The organism is Pedococcus sp. (genome assembly GCF_036554925.1).
Lineage (GTDB): Bacteria > Actinomycetota > Actinomycetes > Actinomycetales > Dermatophilaceae > Pedococcus_A.
Map to the genome: position 1 here is coordinate 1 of NZ_DATBMI010000182.1, position 26,332 is coordinate 26,332.

Here is a 26,332-nt window from a genome sequence, read left to right on the forward strand (position 1 = left end):
ATCCACTCGAAGTACGCCTGGTGGGCGGCCGCCTTCCGGGCCGCGTACGAACCCTCCGTGTCCGGCTGGTGGTTCTCGGCGCCGCCGGACCACGCGTCGTTGGCGCTCTCGTGGTCGTCCCACGTCGCGACCCACGGCACCCTCGCGTGCAGTGCCTGGAGGTCGGGGTCGGTCTTGTACTGGGCATGACGCCGGCGGTAGTCGGCCAGGGTCACCGTCTCGTGCGCAGGCTCGTGCGGGCGGACCACCCGGTTGGCCCGGCCATGGGCGTACGCGCCCGTGCCGTACTCGTAGACGTAGTCGCCCATGTGCAGGACGGCGTCGAGGTCGTCGCGCGCCGCCAGGTGGCGGTACGACGAGAAGTACCCCGCCTCCCAGTTCGAGCAGGACACCAGCGCCAGCCGCAGCCTCGCCGGGGAGTCGCTGGGCGCCGGGGCGGTACGGGTCCGGCCGACGGGCGAGGTCGCCCGCCCCACGGTGAACCGGTAGTAGTAGGTGGATCCCGGGGCAAGTCCCTTGGCGTCCAGCTTGACCGTGTGGTCACGCTCCGGGCCCGTCGCCAGGCTTCCGCTGGCCACCGTGCTCGTGAAGGCCGCGTCGCGGGCGACCTGCCACCCGACGGTGACCCGAGGACCGGCGCCGGAACCCGGGGTGGACTCAGCAGTGGGCGTGACCCTGGTCCAGAGGACGACCGAGGTGGGCAGCGGGTCGCCGGAGGCCACGCCGTGGCGGAACGGGGTCGCGCCCCGCGCGGGGGCCGGCGTGGCAGCAGTCGCCGGCGCGGGCGACGCTGCCGAGGTCAGGCCCAGCGCGCCGGCGGTCGCGGCGGAGCCGGCCAGGAAGGTGCGGCGTTCGATCATGGTCACGCATGGTCAACGGCGCCCCTGACCGGCAGGTAACGGGGACGGCGGGAGCATTCACGCGTCGTTCACCGCGAGGCCACACACACATCCCCCCACCACCCACTCGCCCACTCACCGCGCGGTTCGGGGTGTTGACGCGCGCTATACCGCTCGCGAATACCCCGAGCCGGCGGTGGCAACGGGGGCCTCGGCGGTGACGGCAGGTTGCCGGCGGGCGGCGGCGCGCTCGGCCAGCGCCGAGACCACCGCGATGCCGACGCCGAGCACGGCGAGCAGGGCTCCGACCCGCGACGGCCACTCGTAGCCCAGGCCCGCCGCGAGGACGACGCTGCCGAGCCACGCGCCGAGGGCGTTGGCGATGTTCAGGGTCGAGTGGTTGAGCGCAGCAGCCAGGGACTGCCCCTCGTGGGCGACGTCCATCAACCGGGTCTGCAGCATCGGGACGAGGATGCTGGGCAGCAGGCCGAGCAGGAACACCCAGAGCAGCGCGAGGGCCGGCTGGTGGGCGGCGAACCCGAACAGCGCCAGCATCACGGCGATGGCGCCGAGGACGAGGATGATGCCGCGCAGCAGGCCGCCCCGGGCAACGCGCCCGGACAGCAGCGCCCCGACGGTCATGCCGATCCCGTAGAGCGCCAGCACCAGCGGGATCGCCGCCGGCTCCAGCCCGGTGAGCCCGGTCACCGTCGGCGAGATGTAGGCGTAGGTGGCGAACATGCCTCCGAAGCCGACGGTGCCGATGCCGAGGGCGAGCCAGACCTGCGGCCGGTGCAGGGCCCGCAGCTCCGCCCGCACCGACGCCTCGCCGGTCACGGCGTGGAAGGGCACCCAGCGCCACACCGCGGTGACGGTGAGCAGCGCGATGAGGCCGACCGCGGCATACGGCCACTGCCACCCGAGGTCCTGGCCGAGCTTGGTGGTGAGGGGCACGCCGACGACGTTGGCCACGGTCAGCCCGACGAGCATCATCGACACCGCCCAGGTGCGCCGGTGGAACGGCACCATGGAGGCGGCGACGAGGGCGCCGAGGCCGAAGAAGGCGCCGTGCGGCAGCCCTGAGGCGAAGCGGGCGGCCATCAGCCCGGGGTAGGTGGTCGCGAGCGCCGAGGCGAGGTTGGCCGCTGCGAAGGCGGCCATGAGCCACAGCAGCATCGTCTTGCGCGGCACGCGGGCGCCGAGGGCCGCGAGGACCGGGGCGCCGACGACGACGCCGGCCGCGTAGGCCGACACGACGTGCCCGGCGGTCGGGATGCTGATGCCGACGCCGGCCGCGACCTCGGGAAGCAGCCCCATGGTGACGAACTCCGTGGTGCCGATCGCGAACCCGCCCAGGGCGAGGGCGAAGAGGGCCAGCCGGGGCCGTGCGGCGGGGCAGGGAGGCGCGGTCGGGTCACCTGTCGTCGGAGTGGTGGCGTCGACGACGGTTGCAGGCTCCCTCACGGGGCGTCCAACATCGCCGAGGCCGGACGGCATTCCCCGGGTCCATGAGTCGACGCGTGCCTGGCCGCCATCAGGCAGGCGCCACCGTGCCGGTGGACACGCCGCCGGCGGACCCCGCCCGCGGCATCAGGATGGGTCCGGGAAGAACAGGCCCGGCCCCTCGGCGGTGACCCGCACGCGGTCCCCGGCCGTCGCCGTCGGGCCGGTCGTGCGCACCAGCAGGCGCGCATCGGGCCCGGGGCGATCCAGCACGACGGCCACGGTGGCGTCGTGGCCGTGGAAGGAGACGCTCTCGACGCGTCCAGGAGCGCCGCGCCCCTGGGCCTCGGGGTGGAGGCGCAGCTGTTCCGGCCGCAGGGCCAGCACCCCGCCCGCCTCGGTCGGGAGCGCGTGCCGGCTGCCCGGGAGCGCGGTGACCTCACCGAGCACGGTCTGCGCCCGCGTGCCCTCGAGCTGGGCGCGGAGCTCGACGAGCTGCCCGACGAAGCGCGCGACGCCGAGGTCCACCGGGCCGGTGTAGACCTGCTCCGGGGTCGCGTGCATCCGCACCACACCGTCGTCCATGACGGCGACGGTGTCCGCCATCGAGAGCGCCTCGTCCTGGTCGTGGGTCACCAGCACGGCGGTCGCGCCGGTCGCCGCGAGCGCGGTGCGCACATCGCTTCGCAGTGCCCCGCGCAGGCCGGCGTCGAGGGCGGAGAACGGCTCGTCGAGGAGGACGAGCCGGGGGTTCGGGGCGAGGGCACGGGCGAGGGCGACCCGCTGCTGCTGACCACCCGACAGCTCGTCGGGGCGCCTCGTGGAGTAGCCGCCCAGTCCGACGAGCTCGAGCACCTCGGCCACCCGCCGGGAGCCGCGGCGCTGGTCGCGCGGAAGCCCGAAGGCGACGTTGCCGGCGACGTCGAGGTGCGGGAAGAGCGAACCCTCCTGGGGGACGAGCGCGACCCCACGCCGCTCGGGCGGGACGTCGGCGCCGGGGCCGAAGAGGACGTGGTCGTCGACCACGACCGTCCCGGCGTCAGGGGTCACGAACCCGGCGACGGCGCGCAGCAGCGTCGTCTTGCCGCAGCCGGACGGGCCCAGCACCGCGGTCAGCGTGCCCCCGGGGACGTCGAGGTCGACGCCGCACAGCACGCGCGTCTCGCCGAAGGACGCGCGCAGACCGCGGACCTCGAGGGCGCTCACGACACTCCCCCCTCGCCGGCGCGCTGTGACCTCATGAGCGCAAGGGTAGGCAGCACGGCGAGGACCACGAGAGCCAGCCCGTAGGGGGCGGCCGCGCCGTAGGCCGCCACGCCCGTCTCGGTCCAGAGGCTGGTCGCCAGGGTCTCGGCGCCGGTGGGCCGCAACAGCAGCGTGGCGGGCAGCTCCTTCATGCACGTGAGCAGCACCAGTGCGGCTCCGGCGCCGATGCCGGGCGCGGCAAGCGGGAGCGTCACCCGGCGCAGCACCTCCCAGGGCGTGCTGCCCAGCGACCGGGCCGCCTCCTCGGTCCGGACCGGGCTCATGGTGACGGCGGAGCGCACGGCGCCGATGGCAGCGGGGACGAACAGGACGGCATACGCGATCACCAGCAGGGGTGTGCGCTGGTAGATCGGCTGGGCCACCCGGGCACCGAAGAAGACCAGGGCCAGGGCCACCACGATCCCCGGCAGGGCGTGACCGGCGAACGACGCGTGCTCGACGAAGGAGGTGGTGCGTCCCCGGTGGCGTGCCGCGAGCACCCCGACCGGGATGGCCAGGGCCGTGCAGAGCAGCGCGCCGAGCACCGAGAACCACACGCTCCCCACCGTGCTGCTCACGAGTCGCGGGACGTCGATCCCCGCCGACAGGCCGGTCGTGAACCAGTAGAGCAGCGAGAGCATCGGGAACACCAGGGCGACCGCGATGACGACGGCCGCGACCCCGGCGGCCGGCCAGCGCAGCCGGCCGAGGGAGACGCGGTGCGGCCGGCGGGACACTCCCCCGCCGACCCGGGTGTGCTCGCCCGAGCGACGGGTGCGGGCCTCGGCGACGGTGATCGCCACGGTGATGACGACGAGCAGCAGGGACAGGACTGCGGCCGGGGTGCGGTCGAAGCTGGAGCGGTAGGACTGGTGGATGACCCGCGTGAAGGCGTCGAAGCGGAGCAGGGACGGAGCGCCGAAGTCGCTGAGGGCGTACAGCGCGACCAGCAGGGCACCCGAGGCGGCCGCCGGCCGCAGCTGCCGTGCGGTCACGGACCAGAACGTGTTCCAGGGCGACCGGCCGAGCGACCGGGCGACCTCCTCGACGGATGGGTCGATGCGACGCATGGCAGCCGCCACGGGCAGGTAGACGTAGGGGTAGCAGCACGCCGTGAGGACCAGCACCGTGCCACCGAAGCCACTCACCTCGGGCACCGCCGAGATCCAGGCGAAGGCCGCGACGTAGCTGGGGATGGCCAGTGGGAGCGCTGCCGTGACCGCGAGCAGGCGGCGGCCCGGGATGTTCGTCCGGGTGACCAGGATCGCCAGCCCGACGCCGACCACCAGGCACAGGAGCGTCACCGTGCCGGCCAGGGCCAGGCTGCGCAGCACGAGCGTGAGGGTGCGCTCGCGCAGGAGGATGTCGGCCACCCGGGACAGCCCGGCCTCGCCGGTCCGGACCACGAGGTAGACGATCGGCAGCAGCGCGACAGCCGCGGTCAGGAGCCCGGGGGCCAGGAGGATCCGCGGCGCGGGGCGCGAGCGCGCGGCCGAGCGGACCCTCCGCGACGGCGCCGCGGGGGTCTGCTGGGTCAGGACGTCAGCGCTCAGGTGAGTCCCACCTCGTCGAGGAGTGCCAGGGTCTTCTCGAGGGAGTCGAGCGAGTTGAGGTCGACACTGCTGCGCTTGAGCTCGGCCAGCGGCACGATGTCGTGCTTCGTGGACTTCACGCCCTCGACCACCGGGTACTCCGCGGTCTCGTCGGCGAAGTACTGCTGGCCCTCCGGGGAGAGCAGGTAGTCGATCGCCTTGGTGGCGGCCGGCTTCTGGTTGCTCCCCTTGAGGATGCCGACCCCTGCGACGTTGACCAGCGCGCCCGGGTCGTCGGAGCCGAGGAAGCGGATCTTCGCGTTCACGGCCGAGGCGCCCTTCTCGGCGACCCGCTCGTACCAGTAGTAGTGGTTGATCAGGCCGAGGCCGACCTGGCCGGAGTCGACCGCGTCGAGCACGAGGATGTTGTTGTCGTAGGCCTTGGGCTCGTTGGCCTTGAAGTCCTCAAGCCACTTCTTGGCGCCCGCCTCGCCCTTGGTGACGCGCAGCGCAGTGACAAAGGACTGGAACGACGCGTTGGACGGGGCGTAGCCGATCTTGCCCTTGTACTTCGGGTCGAGGACCTCGTCGACCGTGGTCCACGTCTCCGCCTCGGGCACCTGCTTCGGGTCGTAGGCCACGACGCGGGCGCGGGCGGAGGTGGCCACCCAGTGGCCCTGGGGGTCGGCGAAGCCGTCGAGGACCTTGCCCGTGGTGGCCGGGTCGAGGGTCTCGAGCCGGTCGGCCTTGCCGAGCGCACCGAGCGCCCCCGCGTCCTGGGAGAAGAAGAGGTCGGCCTTGGTGTTCTCCCCCTCCTCGAGCAGCTGAGCGGCCAGCTCGCTGGACCCGCCGTAGCGGACCTGGACGTCGATTCCCGTGGCCGCCTCGAGCTTCTTCAGGACCGGCGCGACGAGGTTCTCGTTGCGCCCGGAGTAGACGACCAGGGCATCGTCGGTGAGCGGTTCCTCGCCCGAGCCCGAACCGCAGGCGGCGGTCGTGACGGCGAGGAGGGCAGCAGCGAGGACGGCGCTCATGGAGCGGAGGGACGGCATGGGACTCCCTGGTCGAGGCGGTGACACTGCAAATCTAGAAGGTAAGGCTTTCCTAAGTAAAATCCGACCTCCGGTCACCAGCCGGTTCAGGAGCACCGAGACCACAGCCCTGCGCGCCCACCAGCGCGCGATGGCCGTCGCGTTCGCCGACCTGCTCGCTGTGCGCCGTGGGTGGGAATGAGATCGGCCGCGCTGTCGATAGCGTGTCCGTCATGGCCCGACCACGTCTCGGTAGTCAGCTCGCCCACCTGATCGGCCGCGCCGCGGAGCAGGGTGCACGTGCGCTCCTTCGGGGCGGCAGGCGGTCGGGGGCTCCATCGCGGCAGGGCGCAGCCGCGGCAACCGCCCACCGCACCGGTCCCGCCACCACGTCGCCGCCGGGTTCTGGGGCCTACCCCGGTGACTTCCTCGGGACGCCGGGGCTGGAGTACCAGCCGGAGCACGACGGACAGCCCGATCCCGGCGAGATCGTCTGGACCTGGGTCCCCTACGAGGAGGACCCCTCCCAGGGCAAGGACCGGCCGGTGCTGCTCGTCGGGCGGGACGGCCCGTGGCTGCTGGCTCTGATGCTCACCAGCCGCGACCACGACCGGGACGCCGCGGACGAGCTGCGCCACGGCCGGCAGTGGGTCGACATCGGCACCGGCCCCTGGGATCGGCGGGGCCGGCCCAGCGAGGTGCGCGTCGACCGGGTCATCCGCATCGACCCCACCCAGGTGCGCCGGGAGGGCGCGGTCCTCGACCGGCGCCACTTCGACCGGGTGGCCGCCGCGGTGCGGGGCAGGGGCCGTTGACCTCCGGCCGGGGCCGTTGACCTCACGGCAGCGCCCGGCATGCAGGAGGGCCCGTCACCGGGGTGCGGTGACGGGCCCTCCTGATGCGTCAGGTGGCGCCTCGCGTCAGAGGGAAGCGGCCTTCTTCGCCATGGCCGACTTCTTGTTGGCGGCCTGGTTCTTGTGGATGACGCCCTTGCTCACGGCCTTGTCGAGCTTGGTGGACGCGACCTTGAGGGCCTCGTTGGCCTTGGTGGCGTCGCCGGTCTCGGCGGCCGCGCGGAACTTGCGGATCCACGTCTTGAGCTCGCTCTTGACGGCCTTGTTGCGCTCGGTCGCAACGCGGTTGGTCTTGATGCGCTTGAGCTGGGACTTGATGTTTGCCACAGGTAGTTCTTTCTGGGTTGGTCGGTTATTGCCGTTAGAGGGCGGCAGAAGCGACTCGGGACCGGGCGTGGGGCACCCGTGGTTGAGTCGCTCTGGGTGGTGCTGCATGCGCGCACGACCTAGGCGCGCACGCGAGGAGCAAATCTACCAGCGTGCCGGGCCCGGCGACAAAACGTCGGTATGCCGTGCGGCACCGCGCAGGGGCGGACGCGCACAGCGGGCAGGCAGGTGCAGCAGTCACCGGCTCCTGCCGGTCCACCGGGCGGTGGCCGACGAGCTCAGCCGTGACGTCCCGTAGCGCGCTCACGGGTGATGGTGAGGATGGCGCGCTCCACGGCATACACGGGGTCGCGGCCGCCACCCTTGACCTCGAAGTCCGCGGCAGCGACGGCCTGGATCGAGCGGCCGAGCGCCTCGGCGTCCCACCCGGAGAGGGCGCGTCGGGCCTTGTCGACCTGCCAGGGCGCCATGCCGAGGTCGCGGGCGACGTCGGCGGACCGACCGCGGCCGGCGTTCCCGACGCGGACGAGCTGGCGCAGCTGCTGGGCGAGCACCGCGACGATCGGCACCGGGTCGACGCCGGTGGCGAGGGCGTGCCGGAGCAGGCGCAACGCCTCTCCCGTGTTGCCGGCGACCGCCGCGTCGGCGACCCGGAAGCCCGTGGCCTCGACCTTGCCCCCGTGGTACTTCTCCACGAGCGTCTCGTCGATCACGCCGGTGGTGTCGGAGATCAGCTGCTGGCAGGCGGCGGACAGCTCGCGCAGGTCCTTGCCGACTGCCTCGACGAGCGCCCTCACGGCATCGGGGGTCGCCCGCCGCCTCGCCGAGCGGAACTCGTTCATGGCGAAGTCACCCTTGTCGCGGTCGGTCTTCACCGCGGGGCAGTCGATGACCCGGGCGCCGCCCTTCCTCAGGGTGTCGAGGACCTTCTTGCCGCGCTGGCCCGACTTGTGCGCCACCACCAGCGTGAGGTCGGGCTCGGGCGCGGCCAGGTAGGCCAGCAGGTCGGTCTGCAGCTCGTCTGGAGCCTCGTCGAGGTCCTGCACCACCACGGCCTTCTCTCCCCCGAACAGGGAGGGGCTGGCGTGGACGGCGAGCGAACCCGCCTCGTAGGCAGCGGCCTGCAGCCGGACCACCTCGAGGTCGGGCGCCGTGACCCGGAGCTCGGACAGGATCGAGGAGAGCGCGCGGTCGGCCAGGATCCCCTCGGGCCCCGCGATCAGGACCAGGGGCGGCACGGTGCGCTGCGGCGTCTGGGTCACGGGCACAGCCTGCCACGCAGCCCGGACACCGACGGCCGCGGGAGGAGGTGCACGTCGGCCCGGCTCGTCAGGTCGGGGAGCGCCGGCGGCGTGGCCACCCCGCTCAGTCGAAGCTCATCCTCGGTGCACCGGTCACCTCGAGCCCGAGCCCGCGCAGGCGTGCCGCGATGACGTCCTCGGGCAGCTCGAGGCTCTCGGCGAGCTCCTCGAGGCTGAGACCGAGCTCGACGCCGTCGCGCAGCTCCTCGTCGGCGTCGGCGGTCCACGAGTGCCCCTGGGTCACTGCCGTTCGCGCCGCGGCTGCCGGGGGCGGAGCGTCTGCCCGAGGCCGTGGGTCGGCGTCGGGCCGCGGGTGCTCCGCGCCGTCGCCCATGGTCGTGCCGACCACCGCGCCGGTCACCCCGCGCAGCGCGGGCTCGTGGACGGTGAGGGGCTCCGGCGCGGTCTCGTCGAGGCGGCGCAGGGCGGCGAGCACCATCTCGCGGTCGGCGGTGGGCCAGAACGGCGGCAGCGACCGCTGGAGGAACCCGGCATACCGCGCCGTCATCATGCGGGAGTCGAGGAACGCCACGACGCCACGGTCGTCCGCACGACGGATCAGCCGCCCCGCGCCCTGAGCCAGGCGCAGTGCCGCGTGCGTCGCGGACACCGCCATGAACCCGTTGCCGCCCATGCGTGCGATCGCCTGCGAGCGCGCCGACGACAGCGGGTCGTCCGGGCGCGGGAACGGAATCCTGTCGATGATCACCAGCTGGCAGGACGACCCCGGCACGTCCACGCCCTGCCAGAGAGTGAGGGTGCCGAAGAGACAGGTCTGTGGGTCGCGTGCGAACTGCCGCACCAGCGTTGAGATCTGGTCCTCGCCCTGGCAGAGGAAGCCGATGTCGCCCTCCTTGTCGGAGAACCGCTCGCGCATCGCCTCGGTCGCGTCGCGGGCGGCGCGCATCGACGAGAACAGCCCGAGGGCCCGGCCGCCGGAGGCCCGGACCAGCGCCTCGATCTCGTCGAGGGTCTGCTCGCTGATGCCGTCGCGACCGGGAGGCGGCAGGTGCTGCGCGACGTAGGCGATGGCCTGCCTGGGGTAGTCGAACGGGCTGCCGACATCGAGGCCGGTCCAGTCCGGCGCGCCGTCGCCGCGGAGGCCGAGCGTGCCCGCCACGGCGTCGAAGGTGCCGCCGAGCTCGAGGGTCGCCGAGGTCATGACGACCGTGCGGTCGCCGAAGACCTTGTCGCGCAGCAGCATCGCGACACTCATGGGCGCGACCCGCAGCACGGTGCCGCGGCGGTTGTCGCGGCTGATCCAGACGACGTCGAGCTCGCGCTGCTCGAGGACGCGGGCCGCGTTCTCGTGGACCTCGTCCACGGCGGCCCGGGCGACCTGGCGGTTGCCGTCGGTCTCCTCCCCCGGTGCCGGCTTGAGCTCGGACTGCACAGCGCGGGCGGTGTCGCGCACCCGGGAGAGGGCGAGCTCGAGGGCGTCGGGAATCCCGGTGAGCCGCCCCTCGGGCAGGTCGTCGAGGACGCCCTGGAGGAAGACCGCGGCGTCCTCGACCGGCTCGGTCGACTCGGCCAGCCGGGCGGCCTTGCGCGCCGCTGCGGACACCATCGAGGCCGTGAGCTCGTCGGTGACCGTCGAGGTGACCCGGTCGACGAGCTCGTGCGCCTCGTCGACGACGAGGACGTCGTGCTCGGGCAGCATCTGGCGGCCCTCGAAGGAGTCGATGGCCATGAAGGAGTGGTTGGTCACGATGACGTCGACCTCCTTCGCCGCCTCGCGGGAGCGCTCGACGAAGCACTCGGTCACGAGTGGGCACTTGCCGCCCATGCACTCGTGGGCGCTGACCGAGACCTGGCGCCAGGCCCGCTCGCTGACGCCGGGGACCAGCTCGTCGCGGTCGCCCGACTCGGTGGTCTCGGCCCACTCCCGCAGCCTGACGACCTCGGCGCCGAGCCGGCTGGCCTGCTGGTCGACCTGACCGACGGCGAGGAGGGAGTCCTCGTCGTCGTCGGGGAAGCCGCCCTCGAGCTTGTTCACGCACACGTAGTTGCGGCGCCCCTTGACCAGGCCGTAGGTCGGGCGGCGGCCGATGAGCGGCGCGATCGCCTCGGCCAGCCGGGGCATGTCACGGTCGACGATCTGCGCCTGCAGGGCCAGCGTGGCGGTCGCGACGACTGCGGGCTTGCCGGAGTCGATCGCGTGCCGGACCGCGGGGATCAGGTAGGCCAGCGACTTCCCGGTGCCGGTGCCCGCCTGCACGAGCAGGTGCTCGTCCTTGGCGATGGCCTCCTCGACGGCGTGCGCCATCTGGACCTGGCCGGGGCGCTCCACGCCCCCGACTCCCTGGACGGCAGCGTGCAGCAGGTCGTCGAGCGAGGGCATGGGGTCAGCGTATGCCGTGCCGTGACGGCCGGTCGGTCAGGTGCGCCCGTCGGCGACGAGCGGGCGGCCGTCGAGCCGCCGCGTCATCAGGACGTCGTCGCGGTCGTCACCGGGGGCGACCCGGATCGCCCCGGGGACGCGGCCGACCTCGGTGTAGCCGCAGCGGGTGTAGAAGCTGCCCACGCCGGTGCCGCTGCGGTAGTCGAGCGTCACCATCTCGACGCCGTCGGTCTCCCGCGCCAGGCGGTGCATCCCGGCCATGAGCAGGCGCCCGAGGTTGCGGCCCCGCAGGTCGGGGTCGACCATCACGCGGTAGAGCCAGAGAGCGTGGGCCAGGAGCGGTGTCGGGGACGCCACCCACCAGGCCAGGCCGAGCAGCCGGCCGTCCGGCGCCCGCATCGCGCCCAGCGTGGCCAGCCCGTCAGCCATCTGCTCCTCGTGGCGGGCCAGCGCGACGGCGACCTCCTCGCGCGCCGCGCCCGGGCGGAACCCGACCGCCCCGCCGGCGTCGTTGACCCGGCACCACAGGTCGAGCAGCTCCTGCCGCGCGGGGTCGTCGAGGCGCTCGAGACTGTCGACGCGGGGCGCCTCGAGCAGCACCGACGGCGCTTCGTCCGGCCGGTCGTCGGGGTGGCGCACCGTGCCGGCTCGGAACAGCCCGGCGGCGTCGGCGACCCGCAGCGACGCCGCGTGGTCGGGGCGCACGACGGCCCGCACCGGCAGGTCGGGCAGCCACTCGGTGGCGAGGACGACCGCCTCACGGGCCACCTCGCGGGCGTAGCCGTGGCCGTGCGCCTCGAGCACGAAGCGGTAGTAGAGGTTGAGGTGGTCCTCGACCCGGCGCACCCCGGCCATCCCGACGCGCTCGCCGGTGCTCCGGTCCTCCACCAGCCAGTACCCGAACCCCAGGTCGTCCCAGTGGCGGTCGACCGCCTCGGCGAAGGCGGCGTTCGCGGCGTCGTCACGCCGGGCGTGCGGCGCGTGGGTGTAGAGCCGCGGGTCGGCGTGCAGGGCGAGGACGAAGTCGAGGTCACCTCGACGGGGGCGGCGCAGGACCAGCCGGTCGGTGGTCGTCTCGAAAGCCGACGTCGAGAGGGTGTTCACGGGCGCGACGCTACGCCACCGCGGTGACAGGTCGGCACAGCCCGTAAAGCGGTGGACCCGAGGCGGTGCCGGCTGACACGGTCGGGGCATGCAGCTCGACGAGATCTGGGACGAGACCGCAGCGGAGCGCTACGACACCCCGGGCGAGGGGATGTTCTCGCCGGAGGTGCTCGGGCCGACCGTGGACTTCCTCGCCGAGCTCGCCGTTGCGGGCGCGGCGCTCGAGCTCGCCGTCGGGACGGGCCGCGTGGCCATCCCGCTGGTCGAGCGAGGCGTGCCGGTCACAGGTGTCGAGCTCTCCCAGCCGATGGTCGCTCGGCTGCGCGAGAAGGTCGGCGCCGAGACGGTCCCGGTGGTGGTCGGCGACATGGCGACCACGCGCGTCGACGGCGGCTTCGCGCTGGTCTACCTCGTCTACAACACGATCTCCAACCTGCTCACCCAGGACGCGCAGGTCGAGTGCTTCCGCAACGCGGCCCGCCACCTCTCGCCCGGCGGCCGGTTCGTCGTCGAGCTCTGGGTCCCGCAGCTGCGCCAGCTCCCTCCCGGGTCACCGGCCACGGTCTTCGCCACCGAGCCCGGCTACGTCGGGCTCGACGCCTACGACGTCCTGCACCAGCAGGTGGTCTCGCACCACTTCCGCTTCGACGCGGGCCGCGAGGCCACCCACGCCATCAGCCCGCACCGCTACATCTGGCCGTCGGAGCTCGACCTCATGGGCCGGCTGGCGGGCTTCACGCTGGAGGCGAGGTATGCCGGCTGGGACCGGTCCGCGTTCACCGCTGACTCGCGCTCCCACGTCAGCGTCTACCGCCTGCCCGCCTGAGGGGCGTCCCGCCGGGCCTCGGGACCGCGGGGACGTCCAGGCAGGGGCGGCGGACCGCTACGCGGCGAAGGCGGCGAGCTCGCTGGCGAGGTCGGGGTGGACCCGCGCCTTGACCCGGGTGCCGTCCTCGGTGTGCTCGCTGGCGATGACGTCGGCCTCGTCGTGCAGCCGGCTGACCAGGTCGCCCCGGTCGTAGGGCAGCAGCACCTCGACGTCGATGCTCGGACGGGGCAGCTCCTCGCCGATCAGGGCACGCAGCTCGGCGATGCCCCGCCCGGTGCGGGCGGAGACGACGATGCAGTGCTTCTCGTGCCGGCGCAGGCGGTCGAGCACCTCGGGGTCGGCCGCGTCGGCCTTGTTGACGACGATGACCTCCTTGACGTCGGCGGCGTCGACGTCGGCCAGGACACCCCGCACCGCGCTGATCTGGCCCTCGGGGTCGGGGTGCGAACCGTCGACGACGTGCAGCAGCAGGTCGGCGTCGGCGACCTCCTCCAGCGTCGAGCGGAAGGCCTCCACGAGCTGGGTCGGCAGCTGGCGGACGAACCCGACGGTGTCGGCCAGGGTGTAGACCCGGCCGTCCTCGGTCTCCGCCCGGCGGACCGTGGGGTCGAGGGTGGCGAACAGCTGGTTCTCCACGAGCACCCCGGCCCCGGTCAGGCGGTTCAGCAGCGAGGACTTGCCGGCGTTGGTGTAGCCGGCGATCGCGACGCTCGCCACACCGCCGACGCGACGGCTGGACCGCCGCGTGTCGCGACCGGTCTTCATCTCCTTGATCTCCCGGCGGAGCTTGGCCATCCGCTGGTTGATGCGCCGGCGGTCGAGCTCGATCTTGGTCTCACCGGGGCCGCGGGAGCCCATGCCCTGGCCGCCGGCAGCCTGGCCACCGGCCTGCCGGGACATCGACTCGCCCCAGCCGCGCAGGCGCGGGAGGAGGTACTGCAGCTGGGCCAGCTCGACCTGCGCCTTGCCCTCCTTCGACTTCGCGTGCTGGGCGAAGATGTCGAGGATCAGGGCGGTCCGGTCGATGACCTTGACCTTGACGACGTCCTCGAGGGCGCGGCGCTGGCTGGGCGTCAGCTCGGTGTCGCAGATGACCGTGTCGGCGCCCTCGGCGATGACGATGTCGCGCAGCTCCTCGGCCTTGCCGGCGCCGAGGTAGGTGCCCGTGTCGGGCTTGGCGCGCCGCTGCACGAGGCCCGCCAGCACCGTCGAGCCGGCGGTCTCGGCCAGGGCAGCCAGCTCGCGCAGCGAGTTGTCGGCGTCCTCGGCGGTCCCGTCGGTCCAGACCGCCGCGAGCACCACCCGCTCGAGCCGCAGCTGGCGGTACTCGACCTCGGTGATGTCCTCGAGCTCGGTCGACAGACCGGCGACACGGCGCAGGGCGGCGCGTTCCTCGCGGTCGAACTGGTCGCCGTCGTATCCGTGGTCGCCGTCGAACCCTGCATGCTGCAGTTCCTCGTCGGCCAGGGCCTCGGCCCGCTGGTTGAAAAGTTCAGTGCGTGAAGTCATATCCCCTCTAGGTTCTCACCTGGAGAACAGGCCGGGCGACCGGTTTATGCCGTTCCCTCGCTAGCGTGTGCGCTGATGAGCGAGCACGAGCACTACTTCACCGCGCAGCCCGCGAGCCCCGGGGAGCAGCGCAGCCTCACCGTCAGGCTCGCCGGGCGGGAGGTGACGGTGCGCACGGCGCCGGGCATCTTCAGCCCCGACGGCCTCGACAAGGGCACCGCCGTGCTGCTCCGCGAGGTCCCCCCGCCCCCCGCCTCGGGGCAGCTCCTCGACGTGGGGTGCGGCTGGGGCCCGATCGCCCTGACGCTGGGCATGCTCTCACCGGCTGCCACGGTCTGGGCCGTCGACGTGAACGAGCGCTCGGTGGGGCTGGCGCAGGCCAACGCCCACTCCCTCGGCCTGGGCAACGTCCGGGCGCTCACCCCTGCGCAGGTCCCCGACGACGTGCGCTTCGCCACCATCTGGTCCAACCCGCCCATCCGCATCGGGAAGGCCGCCCTCCACGAGCTGCTGATGGCCTGGCTGCCGCGGCTGGAAGCCGGCGGCGCGGCATACCTCGTGGTGCAGAAGAACCTCGGCTCGGACTCCCTCCAGCGCTGGCTGGGCGAGCACCTTCCTGCCGACGCGTATGCCGTGGAGCGCTTCGCGTCCGACAAGGGCTTCCGGGTACTCGCCGTCCACCGGCTCGCGTAGGCGCACCGGCGGACGGCGGCCCCCCAGCTAGCGGGTGTCCACCTCGTCGGGACGGACCACCATGGCCGAGCCGCCGCCCCGGCGCGTGGTCTCGGCAGCGGCCTCGAAGTCCCCTCGGCCCCAGATGCGGATCGCGGCGGCGTTGCCGATGACGTCCTGGGTCGAGAACACGTGCCCGAGCGCAGCCAGTGCCGCGCCGTCGGGCGAGCCGTGCAGGGCCGGTTCGATGCTCTCGGTGCCGTTGCGCGACGACAGCCTCGGCGCCGCGATCGCGGCGACGAGTGCGCGCCGCCGGTCGAGGTGCTCGGTGACGACCTGCGCCACCGTCGTGATGATCGTGGCGCCGCCCGGGCTGCCGACGGCCAGGATGGGCCGGCCGTCCTCCACGACGATGGTCGGGCTCATTGACGAGCGCGGCCGCTTGCCGGGGCCGGGCAGGTTCGGGTCCGGGACGCCGGGCTGCAGGGGTGCGAAGTTGAAGTCGGTGAGCTCGTTGTTGAGCAGGAAACCGTAGCCGGGCACGGTGATCCCGGAGCCGCCGTACTGCTCGATCGTGAGCGTGTAGGCGACGACGTTGCCCCAGCGGTCCGCGACGCTGAGGCTGGTCGTGGACCGCCCGTCGCGGGGGACGCTCGTCCGCCCCGCCGCAGTGGCGCACTGCTCGTAGCTGCCGTCGGGGCTGCCGAACGGGATCGGCCGGGGCCGCGCTGAGGCAGGGTCGAAGAGGCAGGAGCGTTCGTCGGCGAACCCCTGCGAGACCAGCTCGCGCGTCGGCACCCCGTCGACGTCTCCGATGTAGCGGTTCCGGTCGGCGAAGGCGGTGGCGGCGGCCTCGCTGAACCGGTGGAGGTACTGCGCGTTGCTCACCTCCGACAGGGGCTGGCCGGTGCGCCGGTCGTACGCCTCGAGCAGGTTCAGGATCTCGGCGACCGCGATCCCGCCCGAGCTGGGGACGGGCATGCCGTACACGTCGTAGTCGCGGTACTGCGAGTGCACCGGCCGGCGGGGAACGGCTCGGTAGCGCTCGAGGTCGCGGAGGGTGAGCTGGCCGGAGGGCACGTCCACGCCTGGTGCGGTGTGCGGGTCGCGGGCCTCGGCCACCACCGCCCGGCCGAGCCGCCCGCCGTAGAGGGCGTCGACGCCGTGGGTGCGCAGCTCACGGTAGGCACGGGCGATGTCGGGGTTGGTCCAGCGGGTGCCGACGGCCGGGGTCCTGCCGTCGCGGAGGAAGACGCGCGCGGTCTCCGGGAACATCCGGAACCGCTCCTCGTTCTCCCTGGTCAGGTCGTAGAAGCTCTGGTCGACGATGATGCCCTCTCGGGCCAGGCGCTCGGCAGGCTTGAGGAGGTCTCCGAGACGCTGGGTGCCGAACAGGTCGAGGGCCTTGGCCCAGGTCGCCGGCGTGCCCGGCACCCCCACCGACAGGCCGGAGTTGACGGCCTTGTCGAAGTCCATGGGTGTGCCGTCCGGCTCGCGGAACGCGTTCTCGGTGAAGGACATCGGCGCGGTTTCCCTGCCGTCGATGGTCGAGACGCGCTTGCGGTCGGCGTCGTACCAGACGAAGAAGCCACCGCCGCCGATCCCCGAGGTGTAGGGCTCCACGACGCCGAGCGCGGCGGCCACGGCGACCGCCGCGTCGGCCGCGTTGCCGCCGTTGCGGAGCACGTCGATGCCCACCTGGCTCGCCGCCTGGTCGACCGAGGAGACGGCACCGCCGCCCCCGCGCATGACCGGGACCTTGGGCAGGTCACCCCGGCCCGGCCCGGCGCGGCCCTCGCTCGCGGTGCCCGCCGCGCCCGCGGCGGGCACGGCGACGGCGGCGGCCACCACGCCCGCGAGGGCGCTGGCCAGGACCCGGCGGCGGCGGAGAGTCGTCATGAAGGGACGGTAGGACGACATTTCGGGCACCGCACGTCGAGCCGCGGAGCAGCGGCCGGTGGCTACACCAGGGTGGTGGTCCCGTCGGCCACGAGCTCGGCGGGGCCGGCCAGCTCGACCTCCTGGCCCGGCAGTGCGGTGACGCGCAGCCGGCCGCCCGGGACGTCGACGGTCCACACGTCCGGCGCACCCTCTCCGGCCCAGAAGCGGGTGGCCAGCGCGGCCGCGCAGGCGCCGGTGCCGCAGGACCTGGTCTCGCCCACACCGCGCTCGTGCACCCGCATGCTGAGGTGCCCCAGCCCCTGCGGCCGCACGAACTCGACATTCGTGCCGTGCGGCGGCGCCGGGTTGACCACTGGAGCCCTGGTGAGGTCGAGCCCGGCGAGGTCGATGGTCTCCGGGAGGGCCACCACGGTGTGCGGGTTGCCGAGGTCGAGGCTGACCGCCGAGAAGGGCTGGTGCCCGTCGAGGTGGACGAGCGCGTCGATGCCGTCGTCGCTCGCGTCAGCCAGGTCAGCGAAGCGCCAGGGCCCGAGGTTGACGGCGATGAGGCCGCCCGGCTCGAAGCGGACGCGCTTGACCCCGGCCCGGGTCGCGATGGCGAACTCGTCGGCCGTCTCGAGGCCCTCACGTCGCAGGTAGGCCGCGAACACGCGGGTCCCGTTGCCGCACATCTCCGCCGCGCTGCCGTCGGCGTTGCGGTAGTCCATGAACCAGGCAGCCTCGGCGGCCTGCGCCCGCACGTCCTCCTCTGCGGCGGCGCGGGCCGGCACCACACGGATCACGCCGTCACCGCCGATGCCGGCCCGCCGGTCGGCCAGCCGCGCGACCTGGCTCGGCAGGAGGTCGAGGACCCCGTCGAGGTCCGGCACGAGCACGAAGTCGTTCTCGGTGCCGTGGCCCTTGGTGAACGCGAGTCCGTCAGCCATGGCGCCCATTGTCGCCGATCACGCCCCGCACGAGCGCCAAGGCCCGGGTGGCGGTCCCGTCCTCCCGCGGGTCGAGCCAGGTGATCCGAGGGTCGGGCCGGAACCACGACTCCTGCCGCCGGGCGAACCGGCGGGTCATCGCGGCCGTCTGGTCCTGCGCCTCGGCCTCCGTGAGCGTGCCGTCGAGCTGGGCCAGCGCCTGCGCGTACCCGAGGGCGCGGGAGGCCGTGCGGCCCTCGCGCAGCCCGAGCGGCTCGAGCGCCCGCACCTCGTCGAGCAGCCCGTCGCGCCACATCCGCGCGACCCGGGTGCCGATCCGCTCGTCGAGCACGTCGCGAGGAAGCTCGAGGCCAAGGGCGAGCGTGGGGCGCAGGTACTCCCGTGCCGGCATGGTGGCCGAGAACGGCCGGCCGGTGAGGTCGATGACCTCGAGCGCGCGCACGACGCGCCGGGTGTTGTTGGGTTCGATGGCGTCCGCCGCCGCCGGGTCGACGCCGCGCAGCCGGGCGTACAGGGTCGCGGTGCCCAGCCGCGCAGCCTCCTCCTCGAGCCGCGCGCGCACCTCGGGGTCGGTGGGCGGGATCTCGAGGCGGTCGAGCAGGGCCCGCACGTACAGGCCCGATCCGCCGACGACGACGGCGGGCCGGCCGCGGGCCGCGATGGCCGCGAGATCGGCGCGGGCATGATGCTGGTACGCGGCCACGCTGGCCTCGTCCGTGACGTCGAGGACGTCGAGCTGGTGGTGCGGCAGGCCGCGCCGCTGGGTCGGCGGAACCTTGGCCGTCCCGATGTCCATGCCCCGGTAGAGCTGGGACGCATCGGCGTTGACGACCTCGCCGCCCAGGGCCTCCGCGAGGTCGAGGGCGAGGTCGGACTTGCCGCTGGCGGTCGGCCCGACGACGGCGACGACGAGCGGGCAGGTGTCGGGCATACGGTCAGAGGTCGTGCTCGTCGGGTGCGTCGTGGCCGAAGGGGTCGGGGTCCACGCCCGGCATCCAGCTCTGGCCCGGGCGGCCCCAGCCTTGGCGCTTGACCGCCTTCCTGGCCTTCTTGCCCCACCTGTCGCCGAGCCGGTCGAGGTAGAGGAACCCGTTGAGGTGGTCGTACTCGTGCTGCATGCAGCGGGCGAACCAGCCGGTGGCCTCGAACGAGATCTCGTTGCCGTCCAGGTCGTAGCCGCTCACGCTGGCGCGCTCCCCGCGCTTGAGCGGGAAGCTCTCGCCCGGGACCGACAGGCAGCCCTCCACCTCGTCGTGGCTGTCGGGCTCCTCCTGCGCGGGCTTGGAGGCGCTGACGTAGGGGTTGACGATCACCCCGCGTGGTGGCGCCCCGTCGTTGTTCTCCATCTGCCAGGTGAAGATCCGCAGGCCGACACCGATCTGGGGGGCGGCGAGCCCCACGCCGTGGGCGGCGTCCATCGTCTCGAACATGTCGTCCACCAGGGCGCGCAGCTGCCCGTCGAAGGACTCGACGGGCTGGGCACGCTGGTGCAGCACGGGCTCACCGGTGATCACGATGGGGCGCACGGTCATGGTGCGAAGTCTCGCAGAACCGCCCCGCCCCGCCGGCACCCGGCTCCCGACCACCGGCGCCGCGCTGTGGCGTGTGCCGCGTGGCTGCACTGTGGCGTATGCCGCGTGGCTGCGCGAGGCTGGGAGCGAGCAGCCAGCGAGGTCGAAGGAGCGTGCGACATGAGCATTCCCGCGGACGCAGGACACGACCGACCCGGACCCGACGTGGCTCCCGACCCCTCGGACCCTGCCTTCGGTGCCGGGACCGGCGAGCGCCCGGACCCGTCGTTCGGGCCCGAGGCCGACGAGGAGGAGCGGGTGGAGTACGGCGAGTCCGACAGCTCGTTCGGTGGGGACGTCGGCGACGCAGGCTGGGGCCGCAGCTGACGGCCCGCGCCCCCACCACTGGGCGTGCGGGTGGTGGCAGCGACACTCCCCATGGGGCGCGGCGCGTCCGCGAGGGGCCTACCGGCAGGCCGGGGTGGCCGGGGCAGAGACCGGCTTGCCGACGCCCGGCATGCCCAGCGACACGGCGGGCTTGCCCGGCACGGGCGCGTCCTGGAGGGCCTGCCAGGCGTCGCCCCCGGCGGTGCGGCGCACGGCATACGGACCCTCGGTGAGGGCGGCGTCGGCGACGAGGTGGTGCGGCGCCCCGTAGGTCACGCCCACGGTCGCCATGTCGCCGGGCCGCGGGCGCTGCGCCCCGTCGGGCACGGCGAAGTGGACGAGGCGGTTGTCCCGGGCGCGGCCCGAGAGGCGCTGGGTCTCGGTGTCCTTGCGGCCCTCGCCCGTCGCGACGAGCACCTCGATCTCGCGACCCTCGATGGCGCGGTTCTCGGCCCAGGAGATCTCCTCCTGCACCGCGATGAGACGGTCGTAGCGCTCCTGGACGACCGCCTTCGGGACCTGGTGGTCCATCGTCGCGGCCGGGGTGCCCGGGCGGATGGAGTACTGGAAGGTGAAGGCGCTGGAGAAGCGTGACCGGCGCACGACGTCGAGCGTCTGCTCGAAGTCCTCGTCGGTCTCGCCCGGGAAACCCACGATGATGTCGGTGGTGATCGCGGCGTCCGGGATCTGCTCGCGCACCCGGTCGAGGATGCCGAGGAACTTGGCGCTGCGGTAGGACCGGCGCATCTCCTTGAGGACCCGGTCGGAGCCGGACTGCAGCGGCATGTGCAGGCTGGGCATGACGTTCGGCGTCTCAGCCATCGCGGTGATCACGTCGTCGGTGAAGGCGGCGGGGTGCGGGCTGGTGAAGCGAACCCGCTCCAGGCCCTCGATCTCGCCGCAGGCGCGCAGCAGCTTGCCGAAGGCCAGGCGGTCGCCGAACTCGACGCCGTAGGTGTTGACGTTCTGCCCTAGCAGCGTGATCTCGACGACGCCCTGCTGCACCAGCGCCGTGACCTCGGCGAGGATGTCGCCGGGGCGGCGGTCCGCCTCCTTGCCCCGCAGGCTGGGAACGATGCAGAACGTGCAGGTGTTGTTGCAGCCCACCGAGATCGAGACCCAGCCGCTGTAGGCGGAGTCGCGCCGGGTCGGCAGGGTGGACGGGAAGACCTCGAGGCTCTCCAGGATCTCGACCTGCGCCTCGCGGTTGTGACGGGCGCGGTCCAGCAGGGCCGGGAGGCTGCCGATGTTGTGGGTGCCGAAGACCACGTCGACCCACGGCGCGCGCTGGACGATCGTGTCGCGGTCCTTCTGCGCCATGCAGCCACCGACGGCGATCTGCATCTCGGGGTTGCGGGTCTTCGCGGGGCGGAGCTGGCCGAGGTTGCCGTAGAGCTTGTTGTCGGCGTTCTCACGCACCGCGCAGGTGTTGAAGACGACGACGTCTGCGGCCTCGGGGCGGTCGGTGGCGGGGAGGCTGTGCACGTCGATGTAGCCCGCGGTCTCCAGCAGCCCGGCAAGGCGCTCCGAGTCGTGGACGTTCATCTGGCACCCGTGGGTGCGCACGTCGTAGGTCTTCAGCGTCGTCTGTGTGGTCATCGCACCGACAAGGGTACGGGCTCGGCGCAGTGCCCGAGGAACCGCTGGGCGGACCGACTGCGCCGACGACCCGGGGTGGCGATCAGGTGCGCGGCACGCGGCGGAGGACCCGGCGGACGAGCGGACCGCCACGGCCGCGGCGCAGGTCATCCACGAGTGGGGGCGCCGCGGCGACCAGCAGAACCACCGCCGGGGCGAGGAGGACCGAGAAGCCCGCAGCGAGGTAGCCCGCGGCGCCCAGGATGCCTCCCACGAAGAACAGGACCACCAGGGCGCTCAGCATGCGCAGCTTGTGCAGGTCCGCGTGGACGGGTTCGAGGTCCGCGCGACGGCTTCGGAAGCTCAGCTTGCCCAGCTCGATCCCGATGTCGGTGACCATCCCGGTCAGGTGGGTCGTCCGGATCTGCGCTTGGCTGATCTTGGTGATGATGGCGTTCTGCAGGCCCATGGTGAAGCACAGGACAGTGACGAAGAGCCAGTTGCGGTGCGACCACGTCAGCAGGTCCGCGAGAGCCCCGAAGACGAGGATCAGCAGGGCCTCCAGCAGCAGGACGTTGGCGTACATGCTGCGCAGGTGGCGCCGTCGCGCCCAGTTGAAGACGACCGCGCAGGCCATCGCGCCCGCGACGAAGGACACGATCGCAGCTGCCCCTACCGCAACGAGCGCCGAGCCGCCGAGCACGAGATGGTCGGCCACTGAAGCGGTGAGCCCGGTCATGTGCGAGGTGTAGACCCCGACCGCGACGAACCCGACCGAGTTGAGGACGCCGGCGATCAGGGCGAGCAGGTTGGCGAGGTGGCGGTTGCGCTCGGGCGTGCGGCGGTGCCCCGAGACCGCCTGCAGCCAGCCGACGAGTCCCGCCGCGCTCACACCACGAGCCCGCTCCACCTGCAATGTCACGGCGTCGAGGCTAACCCTGCCGGCTCGGCGCCCGACGCACCGGTGCCAGCCCTGGCGCGGGGTGTCGAGTGCGGCTAGCCCAGGTCGGGGTCGAGCGGGCCGGCCACCAGCAGGTCGATGTGCAGGCCGGTCGGCCGGCCCGCGGCGTCCAGGGTGAAGACGAGCGGGTAGGCCCCGTCGCCCCAGCCGGAGTGGGCCAGCACGACGTTGGCCTCGCCCTCGGAGAGCGGCAGCGGGATGTTGGCGCAGCCCGCCCGCAGGTGGCCGGGGTCGTCCATCAGCGCGAACCAGCTCGAGGTGGTGCCGTTGTCGAAGAGCGCGTCGTACCAGTTCTGCACCCGCGGGTCGGGCATGCCCGAACGGATGGCGGCGGCATCCACGAAGGCGACGGTCCCGGCGTCGACACCGACGATCCCCAGGTCATGGCTCCCCGTGGCAGAACCGTTCATGTTGCGGGCGTAGGCGGCGCGCACGCTGGGCGCGTCGGACAGGACGAGGCTGAGGTAGGCCTCGCGCAGGTGGGACCCGTCAGCCGCCTCGGAGACGTCGGCCACCGTCACCCTCACGGGGTAGTCCCCCGGTGGCACCTCCTCGACCGCAGGGTCACTGAGGTAGACGAACGGGTCACAGGCGCCCACCTGACCACTGCGAGCCCGCAGGGTGCCGAGGTCGTGAGTCGTGAGGCGGCACGGCCCACCATCGGGCTGGGTCGCAGCCCCCTCACGCAGCGCATAGAAGGTGCTCAGGTCAAGATCGCTCATCGGTCCCCCACCTCTGTGGTGTGCCTGCTGTGGCTGACGCCCTGACGCCCCCCGGCGTGCGGGTCAGTCTCGCTGATGCTCGGGAGCGTCCGCAATGGCCTCGCGGATGACAGCGAAGGCCATCGACGAGGGGTAGCCCTTGCGCGCCAGCATGCCTGCCAGGCGGCGGGTCTGCACCGTCGCGTCGAGGCCGTGCATGGTCCTGAGCTTCTTGCGGACCAGGGCCCGCGCCCGCTCCCTCTCGTCCTCGGGGTCGATCTCGGCGAGCGTCGCCCGGGCGGTCTCGTCGTCGACGCCCTTGGTCCGCAGCTCCCGGGCGAGCGCCCGGGCGGCCAGCCCGCGCCCGGCCTGCTGGGAGCGGACCAGCATCGCGGCATACGCCTCGTCGTCGACCAGGCCGACCTCGGTCATCCGGTCGAGCACGGCCTCGGCGACCTCGTCGGGGCAGCCGCGCTGGCGGAGCTTGTCGCGCAGCTGCTGACGACTCCGGGGCGCCAGGGCGAGCTGGCGCAGCACGATCTGCCGGGCCACGTCGTGGGGGTCCGGCTCGCCGTCACGGGACCGGAGGTCGTGCTCGGGGTCACCCGGGACGCCCGCTCGCCGGCGCCGGCGAGGCCTCCCGTCGTCGGTCGGCTGGGACTGGCGCCGCGCGGTGTCCCCGGCGGCACCGGTGGCCCCGGCGACCCCGGTGGCCGTCGCTGTCGCTGCCAAGGCAGCCTCGAGGGCCGCCCTGGCAGCGTCCTGCCTGGTGCTCACTGCTCTCAGAACTCGACCGGGACCTCGGCCACCGGGTCAGCCGGCTTGTCGACCTGGGGGCCGACGCCGAGCTTCTCCTTGATCTTCTTCTCGATCTCGTCGGCGAGGTCGGGGTTGTCCTTGAGGAAGTTGCGGGCGTTCTCCTTGCCCTGCCCGAGCTGGTCGCCCTCGTACGTGTACCAGGCGCCGGCCTTGCGGACGAAGCCGTGCTCCACACCCATGTCGATGAGGCCGCCTTCACGGGAGATGCCGTGGCCGTAGAGGATGTCGAACTCCGCCTGCTTGAAGGGCGGGGAGACCTTGTTCTTGACGACCTTGACCCGGGTGCGGTTGCCGACCGGCTCGCTGCCGTCCTTGAGGGTCTCGATGCGGCGCACGTCGAGGCGGACGGAGGCGTAGAACTTCAGCGCCTTGCCACCGGTGGTGGTCTCGGGCGAGCCGAACATCACGCCGATCTTCTCGCGGAGCTGGTTGATGAAGATCGCGGTGGTGCCGCTGGTGTTGAGGGCACCGGTGAGCTTGCGCAGCGCCTGGGACATGAGTCGGGCCTGGAGGCCGACATGGCTGTCGCCCATCTCGCCCTCGATCTCGGCGCGGGGCACGAGCGCGGCCACCGAGTCGATGACGATGATGTCGAGGGCGCCGGAGCGGATCAGCATGTCGGCGATCTCGAGCGCCTGCTCGCCGGTGTCGGGCTGGCTCACCAGGAGGGAGTCGGTGTCGACGCCGAGCTTCTTGGCGTACTCGGGGTCGAGGGCGTGCTCGGCGTCGATGAACGCGGCGATGCCGCCCTTGCGCTGGGCGTTCGCGACCGCGTGCAGGGCGACGGTGGTCTTGCCCGACGACTCCGGCCCGTAGATCTCGACGATGCGGCCCCGGGGCAGGCCGCCGATACCGAGTGCGATGTCGAGGGCGATCGACCCGGTGGGGATGATCTCGATGGGCGGCCGGACGTCGTCGCCGAGGCGCATCACCGCGCCCTTGCCGTGGCTCTTCTCGATCTGGCCCATGGTCGTCTCGAGGGCCTTGAGCTTCTGGTCGAAGCTGCCTGCGCTACTGCCTGTGGTCGGGCGAGCCATCGCCGCACCTGCTTTCTGTTCGTCGAGTCGGGCGCGCCTGCCTTCGACCCGCACAGTCCGTGGATCTCGTGTCGGGTCAGACGCTAGGAGGCACCACCGACAGCCGGCGCGATCCGCTGACGGGCAGTGGATGGCGTGACGACGAAGCCGCCTCTTGTGGACAGAATCTACCCGAACACGTGTTCGAAGTACGTCAAACCGACGACGACACGCCGAGCGTTCTCGGCGGGCCCGCTATCGCGCCGGGTGCCGGCCGCTGCGGCGCATCGGCGTGTGGGGGATGCCGTCCTCCAGGAATCCCCGCCCGTTCGGCTCGAAGCCGAACCGGGTGTACCAGTCCGCGAGGTGCGACTGGGCGTCGAGCACGACGTCCCGCTCCCCCGCCACGGCCAGGGCCGCCTCCACCAGCGCGGCGGCCAGACCCGCCCCGCGGTGCTCCGCCAGGGTCGCGACGCGACCGATCCGCAGCACCCCGCCCTCGTCGAGCAGGCGCAGGGTGGCCACCGGCTCCCCGCCCCGCTCGACCCAGAGGTGGCGCGCCGCCGGGTTCGTGTCGCGGCCGTCGAGGTCGAGGTAGGGGCAGTCCTGCTCGACGACGAAGACCCGGGAGCGCAGGGCCCACAGCCGGTACGCCGTCTCCACGGGGAGGTCCGCGAACGCGGCGACCCGGACCTCGTCGCCCCTCGGCGTCCGCTCCCCCGCGTCTCCCCCCACCGGGTCACCAGCCATGTGTGCCCGGCCCACCCTTGAACGGGCCGACCACCGCCGAGGTGATCCAGCCGCCGTAGAAGCCGCCCGACTGGGGGGTCACGCGCTCCCCGTCGACCAGGCACGCGTCGACGAGCCCGGGCATGACGGCGAGGTAGCCGGCGATGGCCCGGAACGACGCGGTGGGCTCGGGGTACCACCAGGCCGCGCGCGGGGCCACGGTGCCGTCGGCGACGAGGTCCGCGTACACCGCCCTGCCCTTCCACTCGCAGACGGTCGTGCCGACGACCGGCCGGACGGCGCCGGGCACGAAGGCCTCCGGCGGGAGGTAGTAGGTCGGCGGGTGGCTGGTCTCGAGGACCCGGTAGCCGGCCGTGGTGGACGCGATGACCCGGCCGCCGAGCACGACCTCGAGCCGGGCGGACGTGCGCTCCAGCCGAGGCGGGCGCGGGTAGTCCCACACCGACTCCTGGCCGGCTCCGGGAACGTCCGGCTCGACGGGTGGCCTCACGACAGCAGCAGCTTCTCCAGGCGGCGGGCGGTGCCGACGACGCCGAGCCCGCCCAGGACGACGAGGTAGAGCACGTGCCACAGGATGCCCGGGCCGACCTCCCCGAGCATGAGCGCCCGCTCGAGCGCGACGCCGTGGTAGAGCGGCGTGGCCTGGACGAGCCACTGGAGCGAGTCCGGGTAGGTGGAGATCGGGAAGAACGTCGCGGAGAACAGGAACATCGGCTGGAGCGCCAGGGTGACGTAGTCGAAGTCCACCCAGGAG

General features: G+C 73.0%; 25 protein-coding genes and 1 pseudogene. 4 read left to right on the forward strand and 22 right to left on the reverse strand.

The window, feature by feature from the left end:
* From VIB11_RS14125 to VIB11_RS14145, 5 genes are all read right to left on the reverse strand, one after another.
* Positions 1–860, reverse strand: an 860-nt coding sequence (locus tag VIB11_RS14125; RefSeq protein WP_332031874.1) for an alkaline phosphatase D family protein, incomplete at its 3' end; no start/stop codon positions are given.
* Positions 861–1,004: 144 nt separating this feature from the next.
* On the reverse strand, positions 1,005–2,303 hold the full coding sequence (locus tag VIB11_RS14130) for an MFS transporter (protein WP_414695841.1): 1,299 nt from the start codon (positions 2,301–2,303) through the stop codon (positions 1,005–1,007).
* A 126-nt stretch (positions 2,304–2,429) separates the two neighbouring features.
* Positions 2,430–3,488: an ABC transporter ATP-binding protein gene (locus VIB11_RS14135; protein ID WP_332031875.1), complete on the reverse strand. Its 1,059-nt coding sequence runs from the start codon at positions 3,486–3,488 to the stop codon at positions 2,430–2,432.
* The gene (locus VIB11_RS14140) at positions 3,485–4,933 is read right to left on the reverse strand and encodes an iron ABC transporter permease (protein WP_332031876.1); all 1,449 of its coding nucleotides are present in this window, start codon (positions 4,931–4,933) and stop codon (positions 3,485–3,487) included. The genes VIB11_RS14135 and VIB11_RS14140 overlap by 4 nt, the downstream gene beginning before the upstream one ends.
* Before the next feature lie 143 nt (positions 4,934–5,076).
* Positions 5,077–6,111: an iron ABC transporter substrate-binding protein gene (locus tag VIB11_RS14145; protein ID WP_332031877.1), complete on the reverse strand. Its 1,035-nt coding sequence runs from the start codon at positions 6,109–6,111 to the stop codon at positions 5,077–5,079.
* Between the two features lie 212 nt (positions 6,112–6,323).
* Between VIB11_RS14145 and VIB11_RS14150 the strand changes: the two genes are divergently transcribed.
* Positions 6,324–6,905 carry a type II toxin-antitoxin system PemK/MazF family toxin gene (locus VIB11_RS14150; protein WP_332031878.1) on the forward strand — a complete coding sequence of 194 codons (582 nt, stop codon included), beginning with the start codon at positions 6,324–6,326 and terminating at the stop codon, positions 6,903–6,905.
* Between the two features lie 105 nt (positions 6,906–7,010).
* Here VIB11_RS14150 and rpsT read toward each other — a convergent pair whose 3' ends face one another.
* The 4 genes from rpsT to VIB11_RS14170 all read right to left on the reverse strand — a co-directional run bounded on the left by rpsT (position 7,011) and on the right by VIB11_RS14170 (position 12,017).
* Positions 7,011–7,271, reverse strand: a complete 261-nt coding sequence (rpsT, locus tag VIB11_RS14155; RefSeq protein ID WP_332031879.1) for a 30S ribosomal protein S20 — start codon at positions 7,269–7,271, stop codon at positions 7,011–7,013.
* Between the two features lie 278 nt (positions 7,272–7,549).
* Positions 7,550–8,539: a DNA polymerase III subunit delta gene (holA, locus tag VIB11_RS14160; protein WP_414695843.1), complete on the reverse strand. Its 990-nt coding sequence runs from the start codon at positions 8,537–8,539 to the stop codon at positions 7,550–7,552.
* Between the two features lie 97 nt (positions 8,540–8,636).
* Positions 8,637–10,913, reverse strand: coding sequence for an ATP-dependent DNA helicase (locus VIB11_RS14165; protein ID WP_332031881.1), 2,277 nt, complete (start codon positions 10,911–10,913; stop codon positions 8,637–8,639).
* Positions 10,914–10,949: 36 nt separating this feature from the next.
* On the reverse strand, positions 10,950–12,017 hold the full coding sequence (locus VIB11_RS14170) for a GNAT family N-acetyltransferase (RefSeq protein WP_332031882.1): 1,068 nt from the start codon (positions 12,015–12,017) through the stop codon (positions 10,950–10,952).
* An 88-nt stretch (positions 12,018–12,105) separates the two neighbouring features.
* Between VIB11_RS14170 and VIB11_RS14175 the strand changes: the two genes are divergently transcribed.
* Positions 12,106–12,843, forward strand: a complete 738-nt coding sequence (locus VIB11_RS14175; protein ID WP_332031883.1) for a class I SAM-dependent methyltransferase — start codon at positions 12,106–12,108, stop codon at positions 12,841–12,843.
* A 57-nt stretch (positions 12,844–12,900) separates the two neighbouring features.
* On the opposite strand, the gene hflX is transcribed toward VIB11_RS14175, so the two are convergent.
* The gene (gene hflX / locus VIB11_RS14180; RefSeq protein WP_332031884.1) at positions 12,901–14,355 is read right to left on the reverse strand and encodes a GTPase HflX; all 1,455 of its coding nucleotides are present in this window, start codon (positions 14,353–14,355) and stop codon (positions 12,901–12,903) included.
* 75 nt (positions 14,356–14,430) lie between these two features.
* On the opposite strand from hflX, the gene VIB11_RS14185 reads away from it, so the two are divergent.
* Positions 14,431–15,048 carry a class I SAM-dependent methyltransferase gene (locus VIB11_RS14185; protein ID WP_332031885.1) on the forward strand — a complete coding sequence of 206 codons (618 nt, stop codon included), beginning with the start codon at positions 14,431–14,433 and terminating at the stop codon, positions 15,046–15,048.
* Positions 15,049–15,075: 27 nt separating this feature from the next.
* Here VIB11_RS14185 and ggt read toward each other — a convergent pair whose 3' ends face one another.
* The 4 genes from ggt to def all read right to left on the reverse strand — a co-directional run bounded on the left by ggt (position 15,076) and on the right by def (position 19,387).
* A complete protein-coding gene (gene ggt / locus VIB11_RS14190) occupies positions 15,076–16,926 on the reverse strand; it encodes a gamma-glutamyltransferase (protein ID WP_332031886.1) in 1,851 nt (616 codons plus the stop codon).
* Between the two features lie 62 nt (positions 16,927–16,988).
* On the reverse strand, positions 16,989–17,855 hold the full coding sequence (gene dapF, locus VIB11_RS14195; RefSeq protein WP_332031887.1) for a diaminopimelate epimerase: 867 nt from the start codon (positions 17,853–17,855) through the stop codon (positions 16,989–16,991).
* Positions 17,848–18,786 carry a tRNA (adenosine(37)-N6)-dimethylallyltransferase MiaA gene (miaA, locus tag VIB11_RS14200; protein WP_332031888.1) on the reverse strand — a complete coding sequence of 313 codons (939 nt, stop codon included), beginning with the start codon at positions 18,784–18,786 and terminating at the stop codon, positions 17,848–17,850. Before miaA ends, dapF begins: the two co-directional genes overlap by 8 nt.
* Before the next feature lie 4 nt (positions 18,787–18,790).
* A complete protein-coding gene (gene def / locus VIB11_RS14205; RefSeq protein WP_332031889.1) occupies positions 18,791–19,387 on the reverse strand; it encodes a peptide deformylase in 597 nt (198 codons plus the stop codon).
* Between the two features lie 159 nt (positions 19,388–19,546).
* On the opposite strand from def, the gene VIB11_RS14210 reads away from it, so the two are divergent.
* On the forward strand, positions 19,547–19,753 hold the full coding sequence (locus VIB11_RS14210) for a hypothetical protein (RefSeq protein ID WP_332031890.1): 207 nt from the start codon (positions 19,547–19,549) through the stop codon (positions 19,751–19,753).
* Positions 19,754–19,831: 78 nt separating this feature from the next.
* On the opposite strand, the gene miaB is transcribed toward VIB11_RS14210, so the two are convergent.
* The 8 genes and pseudogenes from miaB to VIB11_RS14250 form a co-directional block, all read right to left on the reverse strand.
* Complete coding sequence (gene miaB / locus VIB11_RS14215; RefSeq protein WP_332031891.1) at positions 19,832–21,352, reverse strand: tRNA (N6-isopentenyl adenosine(37)-C2)-methylthiotransferase MiaB; 1,521 nt, start codon at positions 21,350–21,352, stop codon at positions 19,832–19,834.
* Between the two features lie 82 nt (positions 21,353–21,434).
* Positions 21,435–22,253 (reverse strand): YoaK family protein, encoded by an 819-nt coding sequence (locus VIB11_RS14220; protein WP_332031892.1) that lies wholly within the window; start codon positions 22,251–22,253, stop codon positions 21,435–21,437.
* A gap of 74 nt (positions 22,254–22,327) precedes the next feature.
* Positions 22,328–23,014, reverse strand: coding sequence for a DUF4241 domain-containing protein (locus tag VIB11_RS14225; RefSeq protein WP_332031893.1), 687 nt, complete (start codon positions 23,012–23,014; stop codon positions 22,328–22,330).
* 63 nt (positions 23,015–23,077) lie between these two features.
* Positions 23,078–23,770 (reverse strand): regulatory protein RecX, encoded by a 693-nt coding sequence (locus VIB11_RS14230; RefSeq protein WP_332031894.1) that lies wholly within the window; start codon positions 23,768–23,770, stop codon positions 23,078–23,080.
* Positions 23,771–23,775: 5 nt separating this feature from the next.
* The gene (recA, locus tag VIB11_RS14235; protein WP_332031895.1) at positions 23,776–24,849 is read right to left on the reverse strand and encodes a recombinase RecA; all 1,074 of its coding nucleotides are present in this window, start codon (positions 24,847–24,849) and stop codon (positions 23,776–23,778) included.
* A 234-nt stretch (positions 24,850–25,083) separates the two neighbouring features.
* Positions 25,084–25,578, reverse strand: coding sequence for a GNAT family N-acetyltransferase (locus VIB11_RS14240; RefSeq protein ID WP_332031896.1), 495 nt, complete (start codon positions 25,576–25,578; stop codon positions 25,084–25,086).
* A complete protein-coding gene (locus VIB11_RS14245; protein ID WP_332031897.1) occupies positions 25,568–26,068 on the reverse strand; it encodes a DUF427 domain-containing protein in 501 nt (166 codons plus the stop codon). The genes VIB11_RS14240 and VIB11_RS14245 overlap by 11 nt, the downstream gene beginning before the upstream one ends.
* A pseudogene (locus VIB11_RS14250) lies at positions 26,065–26,332 on the reverse strand (ABC transporter); the annotation flags it as partial. The gene VIB11_RS14245 and the pseudogene VIB11_RS14250, both read right to left, overlap by 4 nt.

What these genes read in the sequence shown, in the direction of transcription:
- VIB11_RS14225 (WP_332031893.1), bottom strand. Translation starts at nt 23,014, where the DNA reads ATGAGCGATCTTGACCTGAGCACCTTCTATGCGCTGCGTGAGGGGGCT.
- hflX (WP_332031884.1), bottom strand. Translation starts at nt 14,355, where the DNA reads ATGACTTCACGCACTGAACTTTTCAACCAGCGGGCCGAGGCCCTGGCC.
- dapF (WP_332031887.1), bottom strand. Translation starts at nt 17,855, where the DNA reads ATGGCTGACGGACTCGCGTTCACCAAGGGCCACGGCACCGAGAACGAC.
- miaB (WP_332031891.1), bottom strand. Translation starts at nt 21,352, where the DNA reads ATGACCACACAGACGACGCTGAAGACCTACGACGTGCGCACCCACGGG.
- VIB11_RS14240 (WP_332031896.1), bottom strand. Translation starts at nt 25,578, where the DNA reads ATGGCTGGTGACCCGGTGGGGGGAGACGCGGGGGAGCGGACGCCGAGG.
- def (WP_332031889.1), bottom strand. Translation starts at nt 19,387, where the DNA reads ATGACCGTGCGCCCCATCGTGATCACCGGTGAGCCCGTGCTGCACCAG.
- VIB11_RS14185 (WP_332031885.1), top strand. Translation starts at nt 14,431, where the DNA reads ATGAGCGAGCACGAGCACTACTTCACCGCGCAGCCCGCGAGCCCCGGG.
- VIB11_RS14210 (WP_332031890.1), top strand. Translation starts at nt 19,547, where the DNA reads ATGAGCATTCCCGCGGACGCAGGACACGACCGACCCGGACCCGACGTG.
- VIB11_RS14175 (WP_332031883.1), top strand. Translation starts at nt 12,106, where the DNA reads ATGCAGCTCGACGAGATCTGGGACGAGACCGCAGCGGAGCGCTACGAC.
- VIB11_RS14145 (WP_332031877.1), bottom strand. Translation starts at nt 6,111, where the DNA reads ATGCCGTCCCTCCGCTCCATGAGCGCCGTCCTCGCTGCTGCCCTCCTC.
- VIB11_RS14150 (WP_332031878.1), top strand. Translation starts at nt 6,324, where the DNA reads ATGGCCCGACCACGTCTCGGTAGTCAGCTCGCCCACCTGATCGGCCGC.
- ggt (WP_332031886.1), bottom strand. Translation starts at nt 16,926, where the DNA reads ATGACGACTCTCCGCCGCCGCCGGGTCCTGGCCAGCGCCCTCGCGGGC.
- recA (WP_332031895.1), bottom strand. Translation starts at nt 24,849, where the DNA reads ATGGCTCGCCCGACCACAGGCAGTAGCGCAGGCAGCTTCGACCAGAAG.
- miaA (WP_332031888.1), bottom strand. Translation starts at nt 18,786, where the DNA reads ATGCCCGACACCTGCCCGCTCGTCGTCGCCGTCGTCGGGCCGACCGCC.
- VIB11_RS14165 (WP_332031881.1), bottom strand. Translation starts at nt 10,913, where the DNA reads ATGCCCTCGCTCGACGACCTGCTGCACGCTGCCGTCCAGGGAGTCGGG.